Here is an 18828-nt window from a genome sequence, read left to right on the forward strand (position 1 = left end):
ACTTAAAAACTAAAGCTCAATCTTTTCCAGTTTGTTAAGCAGGTCTTCGAGTTGCGTGCGGTCTTCGTCGCTCAATTGCTCCAAAAGTTTGTTTTCATAATCAATCGCTAGCGGAGCTACCTGACCATAAATTTCAGCACCTTTTTCCGAAAGCGATAGTATTGAGCGGCGCTTGTCTTCATTTGACATTTTTCGGATCAACAGGCCAGATTCTAAAAGTTTGTTTACGGCCCTTGATACGGCAACTTTATCCATCGCTGTTTTTTGGGCGACAGAACCCGCCGAGATATCAGGTGTGTCGCCAAGAACAGCGACAACCCGCCATTCTGGAAGTGATATCTGAAACTGCTCTTCATACCGATCTGCAATCGCCCTGCTGATGCGATTGGACAGCACAGAAAGGCGGTATGGCAAGAAAGCCTGTAGCTTGAGTTTGTTTTTAACAAAACTATTCATCAATTTCTTTCTTTTATCTTGATATTAGTTACATATGAAACTAATATATTTCTCAAGCAAACACAAATTTCATATAGCCGTCGTGCTATATTTTGACAAGTTTAAGGAAATCGTTATGGCTGATCTATTCGAAAATCCAATGGGATTATGTGGATTTGAATTTGTTGAATTTACAGCACCGGAAAAAGGTATTGTAGAACCTGTTTTTGAAGCAATGGGTTTCACGGCTGTTGCGAAACATCGCTCTAAGGACGTAACTTTGTGGCGTCAGGGTGCCATCAATTTCATCATTAACTATGAACCTAAAAGTCCTGCGGCCTTTTATGCTGAAGAGCACGGGCCAAGCGCATGCGGCCTTGCATTCCGCGTTAAGGATGCTCAGTTTGCGTATAACAAACTCTTGGAAATGGGCGCACAGCCAGTGAACGTGCCAACAGGCCCGATGGAACTCCGTCTGCCTGCCATCAAAGGGATCGGTGGTGCACCGCTTTACCTTATTGATCGTTTTGAAGAAGGTAGCAGCATTTATGATATCGATTTTGAATGGTTTGAGGGCGTTGACCGTAATCCGGTAGGATGTGGTTTCAATATTGTCGATCACTTAACGCATAATGTTTATCGTGGCCGGATGGATTACTGGGCAGAATTTTATGAAAAATTCTTCAACTTTAAGGAAATCCGTTTCTTCGATATCAAGGGTGAATACACAGGCCTTAAATCAAAGGCATTAACTGCCCCGGATGGTATGATCCGTATTCCATTAAATGAAGAAGCACAAGGCGGTAAGGGCCAAATTGAAGAGTTCCTGATGGCCTATAACGGCGAAGGTATTCAGCATATTGCCTTCTCGTGTGATGATCTGATTGCTTGTTGGGATCGCCTGAAGGAAAAAGGTGTTAAATTCATGACACCACCACCAGACACATATTATGAAATGCTTGACGAACGCCTTCCTGGTCACGGTGAACCTGCGGATGAGTTGAAGGCTCGTGGTATCCTTCTTGATGGTACTACAGAGGGCGATGAGCCACGCTTGTTATTGCAAATCTTCTCTGAGAATGCGCTTGGGCCAGTATTCTTTGAATTTATTCAGCGTAAAGAAGATGATGGTTTCGGTGAAGGAAACTTTAAAGCGCTATTTGAATCGATCGAGCGTGATCAGATCGCTCGTGGTGTGCTTGAGGTAGACGAGAGCGCGGCATAATTTAAGTCATCAAGAGTATTAGGCTAGGGCGATTGTAAGAGGAAATTTCAATGGAACTAAAAGGTATTCATCATGTTGCCTATCGGTGCAAGGATGCGAAGGAAACTGTAGAGTTTTACCAAAAGCACCTGAATATGGATTTCCAACTTGCAATTGCCGAAGACCATGTGCCTTCTACTGGAGCCTACGACCCCTATATGCATCTGTTTCTGGATGCAGGGAACGGTAATGTTCTGGCGTTTTTTGAACTGCCTGAACAGCCAACCATGGGGCGTGACGGTAACACGCCAGAGTGGGTCCAGCATATCGCTTTTCAGGTTGAAGACCTTGATGCGCTATTGGCTGCAAAAGAAAGCCTGGAAGCCGCAGGAATTGATGTTCTTGGCCCGACAGAACATACGATTTTTAAATCAATTTATTTCTTCGACCCAAATGGTCACCGCCTTGAACTTGCGGCAAATACCGCGAAGCCGGGAATGTTGGAAGAATTGAAACGTGTAGCGCCCGAAATGCTTGATGAATGGTCGAAAACCAAGAAAGCACCGCGTCATGCTGATTGGCTGCATGGCAGGGGCGAATTTAAACCGCAATAACGATGGAAATGATCCCGATATTTATAGCGATCAGTATTTAGGAATATATCTATGAAATTAGCATCATTGAAACATGGCCGTGACGGCAAATTGGTTGTTGTATCACGTGATTTGTCGAAAATGGTTATCGCGGGTTATATCGCCCCAACGCTTCAAATTGCCATTGATGATTGGGATGCGAAGGCACCTGCATTAAAGTTACTTTATGATCAGTTGAATGCCGGTGAAATCGAAGGCGAAGCCTTTGAGGAAGCAAAATGCGCGTCGCCGCTACCGCGTGCATATCAGTGGGCTGACGGTTCTGCTTATGTTAATCATGTAGAATTGGTTCGCAAGGCGCGTAACGCTGAAATGCCGGATAGTTTCTGGCATGATCCGTTGATGTATCAGGGTGGTTCTGACACATTCCTTGGCCCGAAAGAAGATATCGTATTCCCAACAACAGACGGTTGGGGTGTGGATTTTGAAGCTGAGATCGCTGTCATCACTGATGATGTGCCGTTGGGGGTAAGCGCTTCTGACGCAGCATCTCACATTAAACTCTTGATGCTCGTGAATGATGTTTCACTTCGTGGATTGATCCCTGGCGAACTTGCAAAAGGATTTGGTTTTTTCCAGTCTAAACCTTCTAGCGCGTTTAGCCCTGTGTGTGTCACGCCTGACGAGCTTGGTGATGCCTGGTCGGATAACAAGGTGCATCTGCCAATTATTTCCCACTATAACGGTGCTGTGTTCGGTAAACCGGAAGCAGGCATCGACATGACGTTTGATTTTGCGACACTTGTTGCCCACGCAGCGAAAACCCGTCCACTTGGGGCAGGGGCAGTTGTTGGATCAGGAACAATTTCCAACAAACTTGATGGTGGACCAGGTAAACCAGTCAGCGATGGTGGCGTCGGATATAGTTGTATTGCGGAAATCCGCATGATTGAAACCATTCAAAATGGCTCACCATTGACGAACTTTATGCAGTTTGGGGATACAATAAAAATAGAAATGTTTGATGGTGATGGGCAGTCAATATTTGGTTCTATTGATCAAGCTGTAAAACAAGGTTAGGTGCGTTATGAGCGAGCGAATTTTATACGGTTATTACCGATCATCTGCTGCATTTCGTGTGCGGATTGCGCTCGCTTTAAAAGGGCTTGATTATCAATATAAAGCAGTTGATTTGAAACCATCGGCCAATGATCACAAGGCGCCGGATTATCTTGCAATGAACCCGCAGGGACGCGTGCCTTTTTTTGTTGATAATGGCCTTGGAATTTCTCAGTCACCGGCCATTCTTGAATATCTTGATGAAGTGTATCCTGATGTGCCATTGCTGCCTTCGCACGCAAATGAGCGTGCGTGGGTTCGCCAACTTGTGAATGTGATTGGGTGCGATATTCACCCCTTAAATAATCTTTCAGTATTGCAAAAACTGAAGTCGGAATTTGACGCCGATCAGGATGCAGTGAATTCATGGTATAGTCATTGGATAGTCGAGGGCTTCACGGCTCTTGAGGCGATGCTTACTTCAAGCAAGTATCGTGGTGATTTTTGTTTTGGCAATTTACCAAGTATGGCCGATGTCTATCTAGTGCCACAAGTATGGAATGCCATGCGCTTTCAGGTGAATTTAGAGAAATTCCCTGTGATTAAGAGAATTTATGCGTCTTGTGCAGAGCATCCGGCCTTTATGAAGTCAATGCCGGAAAATCAGCCGGACGCTCCAGCAGATTAGTAGAAATTTAGTAATGAGGTAGACCATCTGGGGGTGGTGAATAAGAGAGGTATGGTATGTTAATCACAACACGTTTAGGCAGAACCGTCGAGGTGCGTGAAGATTATACAGTTGACCAAAACTGGGAAGACTTTTCAGCAGAAGAGCACGACCGCTGGGACAGGCTTTATGCGCGCCAAGGTAAAATCCTACAAGGCCGCGCATGCAAGGAATTTATGGACGGCCTAGAGTTGCTGAGTTTATCTGATGGCGGTATTCCGAACTTTGAGAAACTTTCTGAAAAGCTGATGAAGGCTACGGGTTGGCAGGTTGTAGCAGTTCCTGATTTGGTGCCGGATGAAGTATTTTTTGATCATCTCGCTAACCGTCGTTTTCCCGCTGGTAATTTTATCAGAAGCGAAGAACAGCTTGATTATTTGCAAGAACCTGATGTGTTCCATGATGTTTATGGCCATGTTCCCATGCTTGCGAACCCGGTTTTCGCGGATTACATGGCGGCGTACGGTAAAGGCGGTCAACGCGCAGCAGGGCGCGGGGTGTTGCCTAATTTAGCGCGCTTGTATTGGTATACGGTTGAGTTTGGCCTAATTAAAACTGATGAAGGAATGCGTATTTACGGCGCTGGTATCGTAAGCTCGAAATCAGAGAGTATATTCTGTTTGGAAGACGATAGCCCCAACCGTATTCATTTCGACCTCGAGCGTTTAATGAAGACCGACTATCGAATTGATGACTTCCAACAGACTTATTGGGTGATCGAAAGTTTCGAAGAATTACTGCAGGCAACCTATCAGGACTTTGGTCCGCTTTATGATCGCCTGGAGCAGGCAGGTAAACCCATCAGACCCGCAGATATTCTTGAAGGTGACACGGTTTATACGAATGGCACTCAGGAATATGCCGACAAAGGTGGTAGGTTGGCTAATGCCAGTTAAAATATTTTAAAGTAATGTATTAAAAAAGCCCTGTTATCAATTGACAACAGGGCTTTTGATTATAATTTAGCTTGCTTATTCAGCAGCAAGTTTTGCTTCGCTTGCGCGCGCAATAATGTCTTCTGCCATTTCGTTCGCGATAATACCTGTTGGGCGTTCTTCGCGGTCGCTTGTCTCAAAGATACGTTTAAGTGTATCGCCGATACGAAGGACTTTGGCTTCGCGCGCTGCATCATCAAGGCGTTCTTTGTAAACTTCTGACTCAACAGAAATAATACCGCCCGCATTGATTACATAATCAGGCGCGTAAAGAATACCACGCTTGCGAAGATCTTCGTCTTCTACACCTTCGCGCTCAAGTTGGTTGTTAGCAGCACCAGCAACGATAGTCGCTTTGATGTCTGGAATTGTCGCCGGATTGATACCACCGCCAAGTGCGCACGGAGCAAATACATCACAGTCTACAGCATGAATAGCATCTGGCTTAACAACTGTTGCAGCACCGCCGTCAAGAACAGCCTGGATATTTGCATCAACGATATCGGTTACAATAATTTCAGCGCCAGCACCGCGAAGATGATTGACGAGATATTGACCAACATGACCAAGGCCCTGAACAGCAACTTTAATTCCATTCAGGTCAGTTTTGCCAAGACGGTGCTCGACAGCGGCCTTAATACCTTCAAAGACACCGAGTGCAGTATGAGGTGATGGATCACCAGTACCGAATTCACCACCTTCAAGGCCACAAACATAGTCTGTTTCGCTTGCAGCAGCCTGAAGCATGTCAGGGGACGTTCCAACGTCCTCAGCAGCGTAATATGAACCACCAAGACGATTAATGTAGCGTCCAAAAGCATGCATGAGTTCGGCATTTCCCAGTTTTTTCGGGTCGCCAATAATTACAGACTTACCGCCGCCAAGTCTTAGGCCTGCCATAGCATTTTTATAACTCATGCCACGTGATAAGCGGAGTACGTCATAAACAGCATCCTGTTCGCCGCGCGAGATAGCAACATCTGTTGGGGCACCGCTGTGCGTTGCAGCATAATCCCAAAAACGGGTGCCGCCTGTGGCAGGGCCGAGTGCTGTTGAATGAACTGCAATGATAGCTTTAAGGCCTGTTGCCTGATCACTACAAAAGACCACTTGTTCGTGGTTCATGAAGCTTCTTGAATCAAAGACGGGCATGAAATTTCCTCTCTTACTGTCCCGTTGACACGCTAATCAAATTATTACGTCCCCATTTGCGTTCGGTTTGATTTCGAACAGTATGCATATAATCTGATAAGATGCTGGCGAGTATCTCAGAAAATGTGCGAAATGAGCTTTCGAATATTGCGCAATTTAGTAATATAATTACAAAATTTGAAAAAAAATATTCATGTAATTGTTTGAGGGCATGTTGAACGAATGTGACGAGAGGGGATTTGGTAAATTCTCTCGTCAAAATCCGGTATGTTTTCGTGTAATTTCTGAGTCTCTATGCGGTTTCTTTGAAAAGTTCGCGTCCAATTAGCATACGGCGAATTTCGCTCGTACCTGCACCGATTTCATAGAGTTTTGCATCGCGCCAGAAGCGACCAGTATCATATTCGTTGATATATCCATTGCCGCCAAGCGCTTGAATGGATTCGCCGGCCATCCACGTTGCTTTTTCAGCCGAGTATAAAATACAGCCGGCCGCATCCTTGCGTGTTGTTTCACCGCGGTCAGCCGCTTCTGCAACCGAGTAAACATAAGACCGGCAAGCGCCCCATGTTGCATACATGTCAGCAAGTTTGCCCTGCATGAGTTGGAAAGTGCCGATCGATTTACCGAATTGCTTGCGCTCATGAACGTAAGGGATAACCGTATCAAGGCACGCACGCATAATTCCTAGCGGACCACCGCAGAGCACAAGACGTTCATAATCAAGGCCAGACATCAGAATACGAACACCATCGCCTTCTTCGCCCATCATATTTTCAAAAGGAACAAAGCAATCTTCGAAAACAAGCTCACATGTGTTGGAGCCACGCATGCCAAGTTTATCTAGCTTTTGAGCGGTAGAGAAACCCTTCATGCCTTTTTCTATAAGGAATGCGGTAATGCCGTGCTGGTGTGCTTCCATGTTCGTTTTGGCATAAACAACGAGAACATCAGCGTCAGGGCCGTTCGTGATCCACATTTTGTTACCGTTAAGAACGAAGCCGTCATTGCGTTTTTCTGCGCGAAGTTTCATCGAAACAACATCAGATCCAGCCCCAGGCTCCGACATGGCGAGCGCACCCACGTGTTCGCCGCTGATCAATTTTGGCAGGTATTTCTCTTTTTGCTCGTGGCTTGCATTGCGATAAATCTGGTTCACGCAGAGATTAGAGTGCGCGCCGTAACTAAGAGCGACAGACGCAGAAGCGCGGCTGATTTCCTCAATCGCGATTGTGTGTGCAAGGTAGCCCATGCCCGCACCGCCGTATTCCTCTGCAACTGTGAGGCCGAGAAGGCCAAGTTCACCCATTTTCTGCCATAGGTCCATAGGGAATACATTCGTGGCATCAATCTCGGCCGCGCGAGGTGCAATTTCTTCTGCGGCAAATTTTGATACCATATCACGGAGCATATCAATTTCTTCGCCGTGATTAAATTTTAGATGAGGAAACTCCAGCATTCTTCTCTCTCCAATAGTGCTGCATATCATGCCCAAAATCCATGCAGCGTTATTACTCTTTACTCTTCTGTGACGTCATTAATTGTCAGCAAGATTGCTCCGTCGCTGACTTGATCATTTGCTTTCATGTTCAGGCCTTCAACAATGCCTGCACGCGGTGCCTTTAATGTTTGTTCCATTTTCATGGCTTCCATCACAATAAGTGCGTCGCCTTTTTCTACGGATGCACCATTTGATGTTTTGATCTCTAAAATTTTGCCCGGCATTGGTGCCGTGATTGCACCTGGTCCATCAGCGTCATCACTACCAGCGGTTTCTGCGAGGAAACGTTTGATAGTTTGTGTGTACCTGCCGACTAAAGTAACCTGATCATTTTGCACATCTGCGAAAATAGATGAGCGAAGACCATCAAGCTCAAAGGTGAGCAGGTTATCTTCAAAACTGAGAACAGATACGTTCGATGTGTGTTCATCAACTGTTATTTTAAAGGCATCACCAACCGCTTCAATCGACGCGGTTTTAATGTCTTCACCGTCAATAAAGGTGAGGGTTTCAGTCTTAGGTAGGTTAACCCTGAAACTATCCTGAATTGACCAAGGATCGTCAGTCATGATCGAGCGGCTTGCAAGGGTACTTAGGGCCGCCAGCAAATAATCATTTGATGAGGGTGCAGGTTTACTGAGGAGTGTATCACTGAAATCCTCGATAAAACCTGTATAAAGATCACCCGCTCTAAAACTATCGTGGTCAAGGGCGCTGATCAGGAAATCACGATTTGTCGTCAGCCCAGTAACAGGGGTCGTGTTAATCAGCGAAATCAGATTATCGATCGCGCTCTCGCGGTCGTCGCCGTAAGCGATCAATTTGGCAATCATTGGATCATAATGAATGCTCACGTCATCACCAGCAATAACGCCTGTATCAATCCGCTGGTCTTCGTTTTCTAACGCATATGGATCGAAAACCGAAAGCGTACCAATGGCAGGGCTAAAGTTATTGTAAGGATCTTCTGCGTATAAACGCACTTCCACCGCATGACCAGAAACGAAACTATTGATATCATCCTGATCAAAGGGAATTTCATGACCTTCCGCGATGCGGATTTGCCAGTCGACCAGGTCCTGATGCGTAATTAATTCGGTTACTGGGTGTTCGACCTGCAAACGCGTATTCATTTCCATGAAATAGAAGGGGGCATTATCAAGACCGTTCGCAACATCAACGATAAACTCGACGGTACCCGCACCCACATAATTGATCGCTTTCGCAGCCTTAACTGCTGCTTCACCCATCGCTTGGCGCATTTCGTCGCTCATGCCAGGGGCAGGGGCTTCCTCAACAACCTTTTGGTGACGACGCTGTAGTGAGCAATCGCGTTCAAACAAGTGAACGGCGTTACCATGGCTGTCTCCAAACACCTGCAGTTCGATATGACGTGGCTTTTGAATGAGTTTTTCAATCAGAATATCTGCGTTACCGAATGAATTTTGGCCCTCGCGTTTTGCTGCTTCAATCGCTGCTTCAAGCTCGTCGGCTGCATAAACCATACGCATGCCTTTACCGCCGCCGCCAGCAACCGCTTTAATAAGGATCGGGTATCCAATCCGTTCTGCCTCTTTCGTCATTGTCTCCAACGACTGATCATTGCCGTGATAGCCGGGAACAACGGGCACATCCGCGTCTTCCATTAGTTTCTTGGCAGCACCCTTAAGCGCCATCGCCCGCATGGAAGCGGCTGATGGTCCGGTAAAGATAATGCCTTCTCTTTCGCAGCGTTCAGCAAATTCGGGATTCTCAGAAAGGAAACCATAACCCGGATGAATGGCATCCGCGCCCGTACGTTTTGCGGCATCAATGATTTTGTCATGGACCAAGTAGCTCTCGCTAGCGGCCGCAGCGCCAATCATGACAGCTTCATCAGCCTGTATTACATGCTGTGCGTTCGCATCAACTTCCGAATAAACAGCAACGGTTTTAATGCCCTGGTTGCGGCAGGTTCTGATAACCCGGCATGCGATTTCACCGCGGTTGGCAATAAGGACTTTACGAATAGGTTTGTTCATTATCCGATACTCCACTTTGGGCGGCGTTTTTCCAGGAATGCAGTCAATCCCTCTTTGGCTTCAACGCTTGCACGGCGTTCTGCAATCCGGCGAGCGGTATCAGCACGAAGGTCGTCGGTGATTTCTTTGCCCGAAACAGCGAAAATCAGGTCCTTGGCTTCTGCTTGCGCTTCTGGTGCGTTCGCAAGCATTGTAGTCACAAGGCCATCAACAAGGGCTGAGGCTTCTTCGATCGAAGGTGCGGTTTCATGCACCAGACCAATACGTTTTGCTTCTAAGCCGTCAAACCGTTCTGCGGTCAGGAAATACCTGCGGGCGGCGCGTTCGCCGATCGCTGCAATCACATAAGGGGAAATGGTTGCTGGTGTCAGGCCAAGTTTCACTTCCGAGAGTGAGAATTTTGCGCCTCCAACTGCAATCGCGATATCACAGCATGACACGAGCCCAACCCCGCCGCCAAACGCCGCACCGTTCACGAGCGCGATCGTTGGTTTTGGGCAGAAATTCAATGTGGCGAGCATACCCGAGAGACCATTGGCATCAGCGATGTTTTCTTCGCGTGAAAACTCGGCAGCTGCCTTCATCCAGTTCAGGTCCGCACCCGCCGAAAAGCTTTTACCTGCACCTGTAATCACAATAACCCTTACCGCCTCATTATCACCGAGTGATTTGAAAGCGTTATCAAGTGCCGAGATTACATGTTCGTTAAAGGCATTATGAACGTCAGGGCGGTTGATGGTAACGGTTGCAACACCATTCTCGTCAATATCTGTTAAAATGATAGGATCAGTCATGGTTCTGTCCTCTACATTCTAAAGACGCCGAACTTCGTCGGCTCGATTGGGGCGTTCATTGTTGCTGATAGCGCGAGGCCGAGTACCCGTCGGGTGTCAGCAGGGTCGATCACACCGTCATCCCACAGGCGCGCACTCGCATAATATGGGTGGCCTTGATGTTCGTACATTTCACGGATTGGTGCCTTGAATTTTTCTTCATCTTCAACGCTCCAATCTTCGCCGCGCGCTTCCATCCCGTCACGCTTAACGGTAGAGAGAACACCTGCTGCCTGCTCGCCGCCCATTACTGAAATACGGGCGTTTGGCCACATCCATAAGAAACGTGGCTGATAAGCACGACCACACATGCCGTAGTTACCAGCACCGAAGCTACCGCCAATAAGAATAGTGAATTTGGGAACGTTTGCGCAGGCGACGGCCGTTACCATTTTGGCACCATCGCGGGCGATACCGCCGTTTTCATATTTGCGGCCTACCATAAACCCAGTGATGTTCTGGAGGAAGACAAGCGGAATACCGCGCTGTGCACAAAGCTCGACGAAATGAGCGCCCTTAAGCGCGCTCTCGGAGAATAGGACACCATTGTTCGCGACAATCCCAACAGGGAAGCCATGAATATGGGCGAAGCCGCAGACAAGCGTTTCACCGTATAGTTTCTTAAACTCTTCAAACTCGCTGCCATCAACGATCCGAGCGATGATCTCACGCACATCGTAGGGCTGGCGAACGTCAGCAGGGATAACACCTGCGATGTCCTCTGGTGCATACTTTGGCGCTATGCTTTCACGCACTTTAACCGGGAATTTCTTATTGCGGTTCAGGTTTGCAACGATGTCGCGCGCGATTGAAAGTGCATGTGCGTCGTCGCGTGCCAAGTGGTCCACAACGCCTGAGGTGCGGGCATGCACGTCACCGCCGCCGAGGTCTTCTGCGCTAACAACCTCACCTGTTGCTGCTTTCACAAGTGGCGGTCCACCGAGGAAGATTGTTCCCTGGTTTTGAACAATGATACTCTCATCAGCCATTGCGGGTACATAGGCGCCGCCCGCGGTGCAGCTTCCCATAACAACAGCGATTTGAGGAATGCCTTTGGCAGACATATTTGCTTGGTTATAGAAAATGCGACCAAAATGATCCCTGTCAGGAAAAACATCATCCTGATTGGGAAGGTTCGCGCCGCCACTGTCGACGAGGTATATACAAGGCAGATTATTTTCTTCTGCTATTTCCTGTGCGCGAAGGTGCTTCTTCACCGTGACAGGATAATAGGTGCCACCCTTTACCGTTGCATCATTACATACGATCATACACTCAATGCCGGAAACGCGGCCAATGCCAGTGATGACGCCGCCGGCTGCGATATCGGCGTCATACATATCGTAAGCTGCCAGTTGGGATAATTCCAGAAATGCTGTTCCGGGATCAAGCAGTTGCGTTACACGATCACGTGGTAAAAGCTTGCCGCGGCTGAGGTGTTTTTCGCGGGCGCGTTCTGGTCCGCCCTTTGAAATGTCGCGAATTTTCGACTTTAAGTCGTCAACAACAGAATCGATTTGCGCTTTGTTCGCCGCAAACTCATCACTTGAACTATCAATCGATGTTGAAAGAACTGGCATAAAGAAGATCACCTTTCCGTAGCGTTCAACAGCATTAATGAAAATTTGATCGCATAATATTCGCTAATTTGCTATTGGTAAAATCGAAGTCAAAAATACAAATGATAGATATTGTCTATGATAGATTTATACCTCCTTCGCTATTTCATTGCTGTTGTAGAAACAGGCAATTTCACCCGCGCGGCAGAGCGTGCGTTCGTAACGCAGCCAACCTTGTCCGCCGGTATCAAAAAGTTGGAAAGCCAAATTGGGCAGCCTCTTTTTGAGCGGACAAATCGCCGTGTTTTTCTAACCGATGCGGGAACGCGGTTTTTGCCGCGTGCCAAGGCGATTATGCATGAATGTAACCTAGCCATGCAGGCCATCGAAGGTAGCGAAGACAAACCGGTTTTAAGGCTAGGGTTGCTAATAACCTTAGCGCACAGACGGGTCGGTGAATTTTTGCTCGAATACAAAAAGTTTGAACCCGATATTACGATTGAAGTTTTTGATGGTACCGAGCAAGAGCTTTTAAACCGCTTGGACGAGCGAAGCATAGATTATGCTTTGTCACTAAAGCGTAGTGACAACCTTGAAGAGGCGATCCCGTTACGACGTGAAAATTATGTCTTTATTTTACCTAAAGAGCATACATTGAACGGACGTTCTGAATTGTCTGCGAGTGACTTACGCGAAGAAAATATGATTGTTCGTAGTCGGTGCGAGGTCCTAAGCGAAACCAGTAGATATTTTACGGACAGTAATATTCGCCCACGTCTGGTGTACCGAACAGCAAATGACGCTCGTGCTGTGGCAATGGTAGCGGCTGGGCTTGGGGGCACGCTGGTTCCAGAGAGCTTTGTTGATGACCGCGTAACGGCTTTCGACCTAACGGGATTTAATAACAGCCGTGAACTGGCACTTTTACGACCAAGATATCAGTTGGCCGATAAATCGCAGGAAGTTGCAGCACGACTTGAACGCTTTACAACCGAATTTTGGGGAAATTAATCTAAACCTGCGTTTAGACGTAATAAATACAAAGGTTTAGATGGGGTTGGGTCGTATCAATGACTCGCTGCGGTCTAAAAATAGGGAAAGTGTCACGTATTTTTGATCGCTTGTGACGCACATTCTGCCGATTATTTATTGTTTATAAAAGCTTATTCGGTAAAGAGAGCGCAATTGTTAGTGCCGTGCAAAGCTTGTGTCAGTACACTAAGTTGCCGGGTACAGTTGATTTGAAAAGGAAAGCCTAATGGGTCGAGGGCGAATAATAATAATTATAGTTCTATTTTCATTGATCGGAGCGTCCGCATGGTTGCTCTATGGTGGTGAAGAACAATCAGGGCGTGGCCGGTTTGGACGCGGTGCGGTAACTGTCGGTGTAGAGGCAATTGGCCTTAGAACCTTCAGTGATATTGTTGAAGCGTTAGGTACCGCGAATGCCCGCGAGTCCATCACGCTATCCTCGCCTGTTTCAGAAATTGTTCGTGAAGTCCACTTTGATGATGGGCAAATCGTTAAGCGGGGTGATATTCTTGTCACCCTTGTGAGCGAGGAAGAAAACGCGCAACTCAGGGAAGCTCAGGCAAATGTTCTTGAAGCGCGACAGCAATATATAAGAACGAAAGAATTGGTTGACCGCGGTAACGCGTCAGGAGCGACTTTGGATACTCAGCAACGCCGCGTTGATGAAGTTCAATCGCGCTTGGAGGCTTTACAGGCCAGAATGGCTGATCGCTTGATCAGGGCGCCGTTCGATGGCGTTCTTGGCCTTCGTCAAATCAGTGCTGGATCTTTGATTTCACCAACCACAGAAATTACAACACTTGACGATATCGATAGCATCAATCTCGACTTTGCAGTTCCAGAGCGCTTTGTTGCGACACTTGGCGTTGGACAATCTGTTACGGCTACAGTGGAAGCATACCCGGGCCGTATGTTCGAAGGAACGGTAAAATCAATTGATAGTCGTATCGACCCAGCAACGCGTTCGGTAATTGTGCGCGCGGAAGTGCCAAACAATGATCACGCGATCAAACCTGGCATGCTTATGGAAGTTGAGGTTGTTAGCCGGGTTTGGCAAGGTCTGTCCTTGCCGGAAGAAGCTGTTATTCCAACAGGCGGCGAGAATTTTGTTTTCGTTGTTGAAAATGGCACATCAGTCAGGAAAAAAGTGGAACTCGGCCTCAGACGCCCAGGATATGTTGAGGTCCTAAGCGGTGTTAACGAAGGCGACCGTGTCGTGACAGAGGGTACACTGCGCCTAGGGCGGCAAGGTATCAAGGTCCGTGTCCTCGGTGAAACTGATGAACAGCAACCATCTGCAAGTCGGGGGAACTAAGCATGTTATTATCTGATGTTTCCGTAAAACGCCCGGTTTTCGCGACAGTCCTTAGCCTCCTTCTTATTGCTTTCGGGCTTATCTCATTTCAGGAACTGTCGGTAAGAGAATTGCCAGACGTTGATCCGCCGGTGGTTTCTATTCAAACCAATTACCCAGGCGCGAACGCAGCTATTGTTGAAACACGCATAACGCAAATTGTTGAAGGCAGTATCGCTGGTGTCCCGGGTATTAAAACGATCGATTCAACAAGTAGCGATGGCCGCTCTAACGTAAATATTGAATTTACATTAGAACGGGATATTGATGCCGCAGCAAATGACGTTCGTGACCGTGTCAGCAGGATTTTGAACAACCTCCCGGAAGAGGTAGATCCGCCCGAGGTTTCCAAGGCAGACGGGGACACGCGCCCCATTATGTTTTTTGTCCTAACCAGCCCGGTTATGGATTTGTTGCAGCTAACTGATTTTGCTGAACGAAATATTGTAGACCGGGTGTCGGTGGTTGATGGTGTAGCTGGTGTTCGTATTTTTGGCCGCCAACGCTATGCTATTCGTATTCATCTTGACCGTCAGGCGATGGCAGCGCGGGGTGTTGCTGTTGCGGATATCGAACGGGCGCTTCGTGCTGAAAATATTGAGCTACCGGCGGGTCGGATCGAATCTATAAAACGTGACACAATTGTTCGGGTAAACCGTGAATACACACAGCCGCAAGAATTTAATGAAATTGTGATCCGCGAAGATAGCGACGGCAATTTTGTTCGCCTTGGTGATGTTGGTCGTGTTGAACTGGGTGCAGAGCGCGAGCAAACTCAGTTCCGTGGTAACGGCGTCCCGGTGATAGGGATTGGGATTGTGAAACAATCAACAGCGAATACCTTATCGGTTGCGCAGGGCGCGAAAGCTGAGATTGAAAAGATCAAGCAAACACTACCGGAAAGTATGACGATTGAAACGTCCTTCGACAGTTCAATCTTTATCGAAAAAGCGATTGATGAAGTATATTTCACACTCGCTGTCGCGATGGGGCTTGTTGTCCTTGTTTTATACTTATTCCTCGGCAATCTGAAAACCGTATTGGTTCCTGCTGTCACGGTACCCGTATGCATCATTGCAAGCTTTTGGGTTTTAAACCTTGCTGGTGTCAGCATTAACTTGATTACGCTTTTAGCCCTCGTTTTGGCGATTGGCTTGGTCGTTGATGATGCGATTGTGGTTCTGGAGAATATTTACCGCCGTGTTGAGGAAGGCGAGCCTGGCCTCGTTGCAGCCTACAGGGGCGCTAAGCAGGTTGGATTTGCTGTTATCGCGACAACACTTGTATTGATCGGTGTTTTTGTGCCGATTTCATTCCTATCTGGTAATATTGGCCGCATCTTTGGTGAACTAGCCGTGACGATGACAGCGGCGATTGCCTTTTCAAGCCTAGTTGCGCTTAGCCTTAGCCCGATGATGTGTTCTATTCTGGTTCGTCGTCGTAACAAGAAACCTGAGTTTTCGAAGAAACTGGATCGCGGATTCACCCGACTACAAGATGGGTATGGCCGCTTGTTGGAAGTTTGTATCGACAATAAGCTTTTGATTTCCGCATGTTTCCTTGTGTTCTTTGTGCTTATTTACGGCATTCAGTCAAAAATCCCTCAGGAACTTGCACCAACAGAAGATCGCAGTAGCTTCATTATGCGCGTGCAGGGGCCACAGGGCGCTAGCTTTGAATTTATGCGCGAGCAAGCACTGATCGCGGAACAACAGGTCTTGCCACTTGTTGAATCTGGTGAGGTAGAGCGTGTTCTCCTGCGTGTTGATGGAAGTGGTGGCTTTGGCTTTGTTATACTTCCCCCTTGGGAGGAGCGTGAACGTTCTGCTGGTGAAATTGCAAATGAACTGCGCGGTAAGTTCTCGCAGAATGTTCCTGGTATGCGCGTTATTCCATTCCAACGGTCTGGTCTTGGTCAGCGGGGCGGGGGCTCGGAAGCGTTTCAGTTCGTAATTGGTGGTGATACCTATGACGACCTTGGTCGCTACAAGCAAGTGATGCTTGAAGAACTTGGGAATTATCCAGGCCTTGTTAACGTTGATGCGGATTACCGTGAAACCCAGCCTCAATTTAATGTAAAAATTGATCGCAAGCGTGCGTCTGATATTGGTGTCTCTATCCAGACAATTGGTAGTACGCTCGAGACGATGATGGGCGGACGTCGCGTAACAACGTTTGAGCGTGGCGGCGAGGAATATGATGTTATTCTTCAAGCTGAAAAGGAAGATCGTCAGCAACCGCTAGATATGACGAATATTCATGTGACGTCTTCGGTGACTGGTCAGTTAATTCCGCTGAGTAACCTTGTTACAGTAGAAGAAGTTTCCGGTGCTGGTGCGCTGCGCCGCTTTAACCGTGTTCGTGCACTGACGATCAGTGGTAATGTTGCCCCTGGTTACACACTCGGACAAGTGATTGCTGATGTTGAGCAAATGACACGGGATGCGATACCGGATGTCACAACAATTGATTATAAGGGTGCGACGCGCGAATTTTTAGAAGCCGGCGATGATATTTACTTCATCTTTGCACTTGCGCTTGTGGTTGTGTTCCTGATTTTGGCAGCACAATTCGAAAGCTTCATCCACCCGTTTGTTATCATGTTAACGGTACCACTTGCAGTATTCGGTGGGTTGCTTGGTCTGTATATGTGGGGCAGCACGCTTAATATCTATAGTCAGCTTGGGATGATCATGTTGATCGGTTTGGCTGCCAAAAACGGCATTTTGATTGTCGAGTTTGCAAACCAGCTCCGCGATGAAGGCATGGATGTAAGAACGGCCTTAATGGATGCTTCAAAAACACGGCTGCGCCCGATTATGATGACGGGTATTTCAACAGCGATTGGCGCACTTCCATTGATGTTGGCATCTGGTGCAGGGTCTGCGAGCCGTCAGACAATTGGCGTTGTCGTGTTCGGCGGTGTGATTGTTGCGACCTTCTTTACGTTGTTTATCGTGCCCGTTTTCTACGATATGCTAGCGAAATATACGAAATCTCCTGGTCATGTAGCGTCTCAGCTAGAAGACTTTGAAGAGAAGGAAAAAGCAGGTGTACCTGCTGAATAATTCGGTAGTGTATTTATAATATTAAAAGGTCCCGCAGTTTGTATTCTGCGGGGCCTTTTGTTTTTGTGCCAATATTTTATCTGTGCCTCGCTTACACCGTTTGTGCAAAGGAAACGGTGAAGCCTTCTGCCTCTAGCGCGTTCAGCAGTTTGTTTGCATGAGCATCATCTTTGCTTTCAACCACCAGTTCCATTTCTGTTTGTTTCAGCGATAGGGCGCCGAATTCGCGCTGGTGGCGCATTTCAATGACATTGTTACCGATTTTAGCAACAATTTCGGTTACTTTCGCCAGGCTGCCAGGCACATCAACCATGGAGATACGAAGCCGTGATAACCTGCCGTCACGGGCCATACCGCGCATGATCGCGCTTGCAAGTAGTCGAGAGTCGATATTACCACCGGTAAGCACAATACCGACCTTTTTGCCTTTGAAGCGATCAGGATATTCCATCAATGCAGCGAGGCTGATCGCCGCCGCTCCTTCGATGACAACTTTTTCGACTTCCATCATCAGAACAAGCGCAGATTCAATTCGTCGTTCGCTTACAATCAGAATATCATCAACCAGCTCTTTAACAATTTCCTGCGTTTTAGCGCCGGGGGTTTTGACGGCAATGCCTTCTGCGACTGTGATGTTGTTGCCTTGAAGGTTCGTGCCGTCCATGGCTTCCTTCATGGATGGGAAGGCCTCGGTCTGGACGCCAATGATTTCAATATTGGGCTTCATATCCTTCGCAATCGTCGAGATACCGGAAATTAAACCGCCACCACCGATCGGCACGATTAAGGTATCAAGGTCTGGAACGTCTTCCAGCATTTCAAGGCCAACGGTGCCTTGGCCTGCAATGACGAGGGGGTCATCAAAGGGGTGAACGAAAGTCAGTGACTTTTCTTCTGCAAGGTTAAGGGCTGCGGCTGTGGACTCCTCAAGCGTCGTTCCCGTTAAAACAACCTCAGCCCCCAGTTCTTCTGTGCGTTTGACCTTATTGAAGGGGGTTCCTTCTGGCATGATAATCGTCGCGGGGATACCGAGGCGGCTGGCGTGATAGCTTACCCCTTGCGCGTGATTGCCCGCAGACATTGCAATAATGCCGTTTGTATCATCCTTGATGGCAAGTAGCCTGTTTAAGGCACCACGTTCCTTGTAGGCCGCCGTGAACTGGAAAATCTCAAATTTTAGATAGCATTCAGTACCGGTAATTTCACTGAGTGTGCGTGAAAGCGTCATCGGGGTGCGGGATACCGACCCTTTTATATTTTCGGCAGCTTGCCTGACATCATCAGGGCTAACGATTGTATTGTTTTTTTCTTTAAGCATTCTGCGACCAAATAATATTATTACCAAAATTATCGCT

At 47.5% G+C, this 18828-nt stretch carries 15 protein-coding genes; 8 read left to right on the top strand and 7 right to left on the bottom strand.

Going from position 1 to position 18828, the window contains the following annotated elements:
- Nucleotides 1-9: 9 nt before the first annotated feature.
- The gene (locus KFF44_RS07905; protein ID WP_255938730.1) at nucleotides 10-456 is read right to left on the bottom strand and encodes a MarR family winged helix-turn-helix transcriptional regulator; all 447 of its coding nucleotides are present in this window, start codon (nucleotides 454-456) and stop codon (nucleotides 10-12) included.
- 115 nt (nucleotides 457-571) lie between these two features.
- On the opposite strand from KFF44_RS07905, the gene hppD reads away from it, so the two are divergent.
- The 5 genes from hppD to phhA are packed head-to-tail and all read left to right on the top strand — an operon-like array spanning nucleotide 572 to nucleotide 4914.
- Nucleotides 572-1660 (top strand): 4-hydroxyphenylpyruvate dioxygenase, encoded by a 1089-nt coding sequence (gene hppD, locus KFF44_RS07910; protein ID WP_255938732.1) that lies wholly within the window; start codon nucleotides 572-574, stop codon nucleotides 1658-1660.
- A 50-nt stretch (nucleotides 1661-1710) separates the two neighbouring features.
- Nucleotides 1711-2253 (top strand): VOC family protein, encoded by a 543-nt coding sequence (locus tag KFF44_RS07915; RefSeq protein ID WP_255938734.1) that lies wholly within the window; start codon nucleotides 1711-1713, stop codon nucleotides 2251-2253.
- A gap of 51 nt (nucleotides 2254-2304) precedes the next feature.
- Nucleotides 2305-3312 (top strand): fumarylacetoacetate hydrolase family protein, encoded by a 1008-nt coding sequence (locus KFF44_RS07920; protein ID WP_255938740.1) that lies wholly within the window; start codon nucleotides 2305-2307, stop codon nucleotides 3310-3312.
- Between the two features lie 7 nt (nucleotides 3313-3319).
- Nucleotides 3320-3979 (top strand): maleylacetoacetate isomerase, encoded by a 660-nt coding sequence (gene maiA, locus KFF44_RS07925; RefSeq protein ID WP_255938742.1) that lies wholly within the window; start codon nucleotides 3320-3322, stop codon nucleotides 3977-3979.
- A gap of 56 nt (nucleotides 3980-4035) precedes the next feature.
- The gene (gene phhA / locus KFF44_RS07930) at nucleotides 4036-4914 is read left to right on the top strand and encodes a phenylalanine 4-monooxygenase (RefSeq protein WP_255938743.1); all 879 of its coding nucleotides are present in this window, start codon (nucleotides 4036-4038) and stop codon (nucleotides 4912-4914) included.
- Between the two features lie 75 nt (nucleotides 4915-4989).
- On the opposite strand, the gene KFF44_RS07935 is transcribed toward phhA, so the two are convergent.
- The 5 genes from KFF44_RS07935 to KFF44_RS07955 form a co-directional block, all read right to left on the bottom strand.
- The gene (locus tag KFF44_RS07935) at nucleotides 4990-6105 is read right to left on the bottom strand and encodes a Glu/Leu/Phe/Val dehydrogenase (RefSeq protein ID WP_370691128.1); all 1116 of its coding nucleotides are present in this window, start codon (nucleotides 6103-6105) and stop codon (nucleotides 4990-4992) included.
- 292 nt (nucleotides 6106-6397) lie between these two features.
- Nucleotides 6398-7564 (bottom strand): isovaleryl-CoA dehydrogenase, encoded by a 1167-nt coding sequence (locus KFF44_RS07940; RefSeq protein WP_305118794.1) that lies wholly within the window; start codon nucleotides 7562-7564, stop codon nucleotides 6398-6400.
- A gap of 59 nt (nucleotides 7565-7623) precedes the next feature.
- Nucleotides 7624-9627, bottom strand: a complete 2004-nt coding sequence (locus tag KFF44_RS07945; RefSeq protein WP_255938747.1) for an acetyl/propionyl/methylcrotonyl-CoA carboxylase subunit alpha — start codon at nucleotides 9625-9627, stop codon at nucleotides 7624-7626.
- Nucleotides 9627-10421, bottom strand: coding sequence for an enoyl-CoA hydratase/isomerase family protein (locus KFF44_RS07950; RefSeq protein WP_255938749.1), 795 nt, complete (start codon nucleotides 10419-10421; stop codon nucleotides 9627-9629). The genes KFF44_RS07945 and KFF44_RS07950 overlap by 1 nt, the downstream gene beginning before the upstream one ends.
- An 11-nt stretch (nucleotides 10422-10432) precedes the next feature.
- Nucleotides 10433-12040 carry a carboxyl transferase domain-containing protein gene (locus KFF44_RS07955; protein ID WP_255938751.1) on the bottom strand — a complete coding sequence of 536 codons (1608 nt, stop codon included), beginning with the start codon at nucleotides 12038-12040 and terminating at the stop codon, nucleotides 10433-10435.
- Between the two features lie 117 nt (nucleotides 12041-12157).
- Between KFF44_RS07955 and KFF44_RS07960 the strand changes: the two genes are divergently transcribed.
- The 3 genes from KFF44_RS07960 to KFF44_RS07970 all read left to right on the top strand — a co-directional run bounded on the left by KFF44_RS07960 (nucleotide 12158) and on the right by KFF44_RS07970 (nucleotide 17473).
- Complete coding sequence (locus KFF44_RS07960; protein ID WP_255938753.1) at nucleotides 12158-13030, top strand: LysR family transcriptional regulator; 873 nt, start codon at nucleotides 12158-12160, stop codon at nucleotides 13028-13030.
- A 247-nt stretch (nucleotides 13031-13277) separates the two neighbouring features.
- On the top strand, nucleotides 13278-14366 hold the full coding sequence (locus KFF44_RS07965; RefSeq protein WP_255938755.1) for an efflux RND transporter periplasmic adaptor subunit: 1089 nt from the start codon (nucleotides 13278-13280) through the stop codon (nucleotides 14364-14366).
- 2 nt (nucleotides 14367-14368) lie between these two features.
- A complete protein-coding gene (locus tag KFF44_RS07970) occupies nucleotides 14369-17473 on the top strand; it encodes an efflux RND transporter permease subunit (protein WP_255938757.1) in 3105 nt (1034 codons plus the stop codon).
- Between the two features lie 91 nt (nucleotides 17474-17564).
- On the opposite strand, the gene KFF44_RS07975 is transcribed toward KFF44_RS07970, so the two are convergent.
- On the bottom strand, nucleotides 17565-18791 hold the full coding sequence (locus KFF44_RS07975; RefSeq protein WP_255938758.1) for a threonine ammonia-lyase: 1227 nt from the start codon (nucleotides 18789-18791) through the stop codon (nucleotides 17565-17567).
- Nucleotides 18792-18828 lie beyond the last annotated feature (37 nt).

Origin of the sequence: Kordiimonas sp. SCSIO 12610 (genome assembly GCF_024398015.1) — a bacterium.
Classification (GTDB): Bacteria; Pseudomonadota; Alphaproteobacteria; order Sphingomonadales; family Kordiimonadaceae; genus CANLMI01.

Excerpts from the sequence above, each read along its gene's own strand:
- KFF44_RS07905 (WP_255938730.1), bottom strand. The coding sequence starts at position 456 with ATGAATAGTTTTGTTAAAAACAAACTCAAGCTACAGGCTTTCTTGCCA.
- hppD (WP_255938732.1), top strand. The coding sequence starts at position 572 with ATGGCTGATCTATTCGAAAATCCAATGGGATTATGTGGATTTGAATTT.
- KFF44_RS07915 (WP_255938734.1), top strand. The coding sequence starts at position 1,711 with ATGGAACTAAAAGGTATTCATCATGTTGCCTATCGGTGCAAGGATGCG.
- KFF44_RS07920 (WP_255938740.1), top strand. The coding sequence starts at position 2,305 with ATGAAATTAGCATCATTGAAACATGGCCGTGACGGCAAATTGGTTGTT.
- maiA (WP_255938742.1), top strand. The coding sequence starts at position 3,320 with ATGAGCGAGCGAATTTTATACGGTTATTACCGATCATCTGCTGCATTT.
- phhA (WP_255938743.1), top strand. The coding sequence starts at position 4,036 with ATGTTAATCACAACACGTTTAGGCAGAACCGTCGAGGTGCGTGAAGAT.
- KFF44_RS07935 (WP_370691128.1), bottom strand. The coding sequence starts at position 6,105 with ATGCCCGTCTTTGATTCAAGAAGCTTCATGAACCACGAACAAGTGGTC.
- KFF44_RS07940 (WP_305118794.1), bottom strand. The coding sequence starts at position 7,564 with ATGCTGGAGTTTCCTCATCTAAAATTTAATCACGGCGAAGAAATTGAT.
- KFF44_RS07945 (WP_255938747.1), bottom strand. The coding sequence starts at position 9,627 with ATGAACAAACCTATTCGTAAAGTCCTTATTGCCAACCGCGGTGAAATC.
- KFF44_RS07950 (WP_255938749.1), bottom strand. The coding sequence starts at position 10,421 with ATGACTGATCCTATCATTTTAACAGATATTGACGAGAATGGTGTTGCA.
- KFF44_RS07955 (WP_255938751.1), bottom strand. The coding sequence starts at position 12,040 with ATGCCAGTTCTTTCAACATCGATTGATAGTTCAAGTGATGAGTTTGCG.
- KFF44_RS07960 (WP_255938753.1), top strand. The coding sequence starts at position 12,158 with ATGATAGATTTATACCTCCTTCGCTATTTCATTGCTGTTGTAGAAACA.
- KFF44_RS07965 (WP_255938755.1), top strand. The coding sequence starts at position 13,278 with ATGGGTCGAGGGCGAATAATAATAATTATAGTTCTATTTTCATTGATC.
- KFF44_RS07970 (WP_255938757.1), top strand. The coding sequence starts at position 14,369 with ATGTTATTATCTGATGTTTCCGTAAAACGCCCGGTTTTCGCGACAGTC.
- KFF44_RS07975 (WP_255938758.1), bottom strand. The coding sequence starts at position 18,791 with ATGCTTAAAGAAAAAAACAATACAATCGTTAGCCCTGATGATGTCAGG.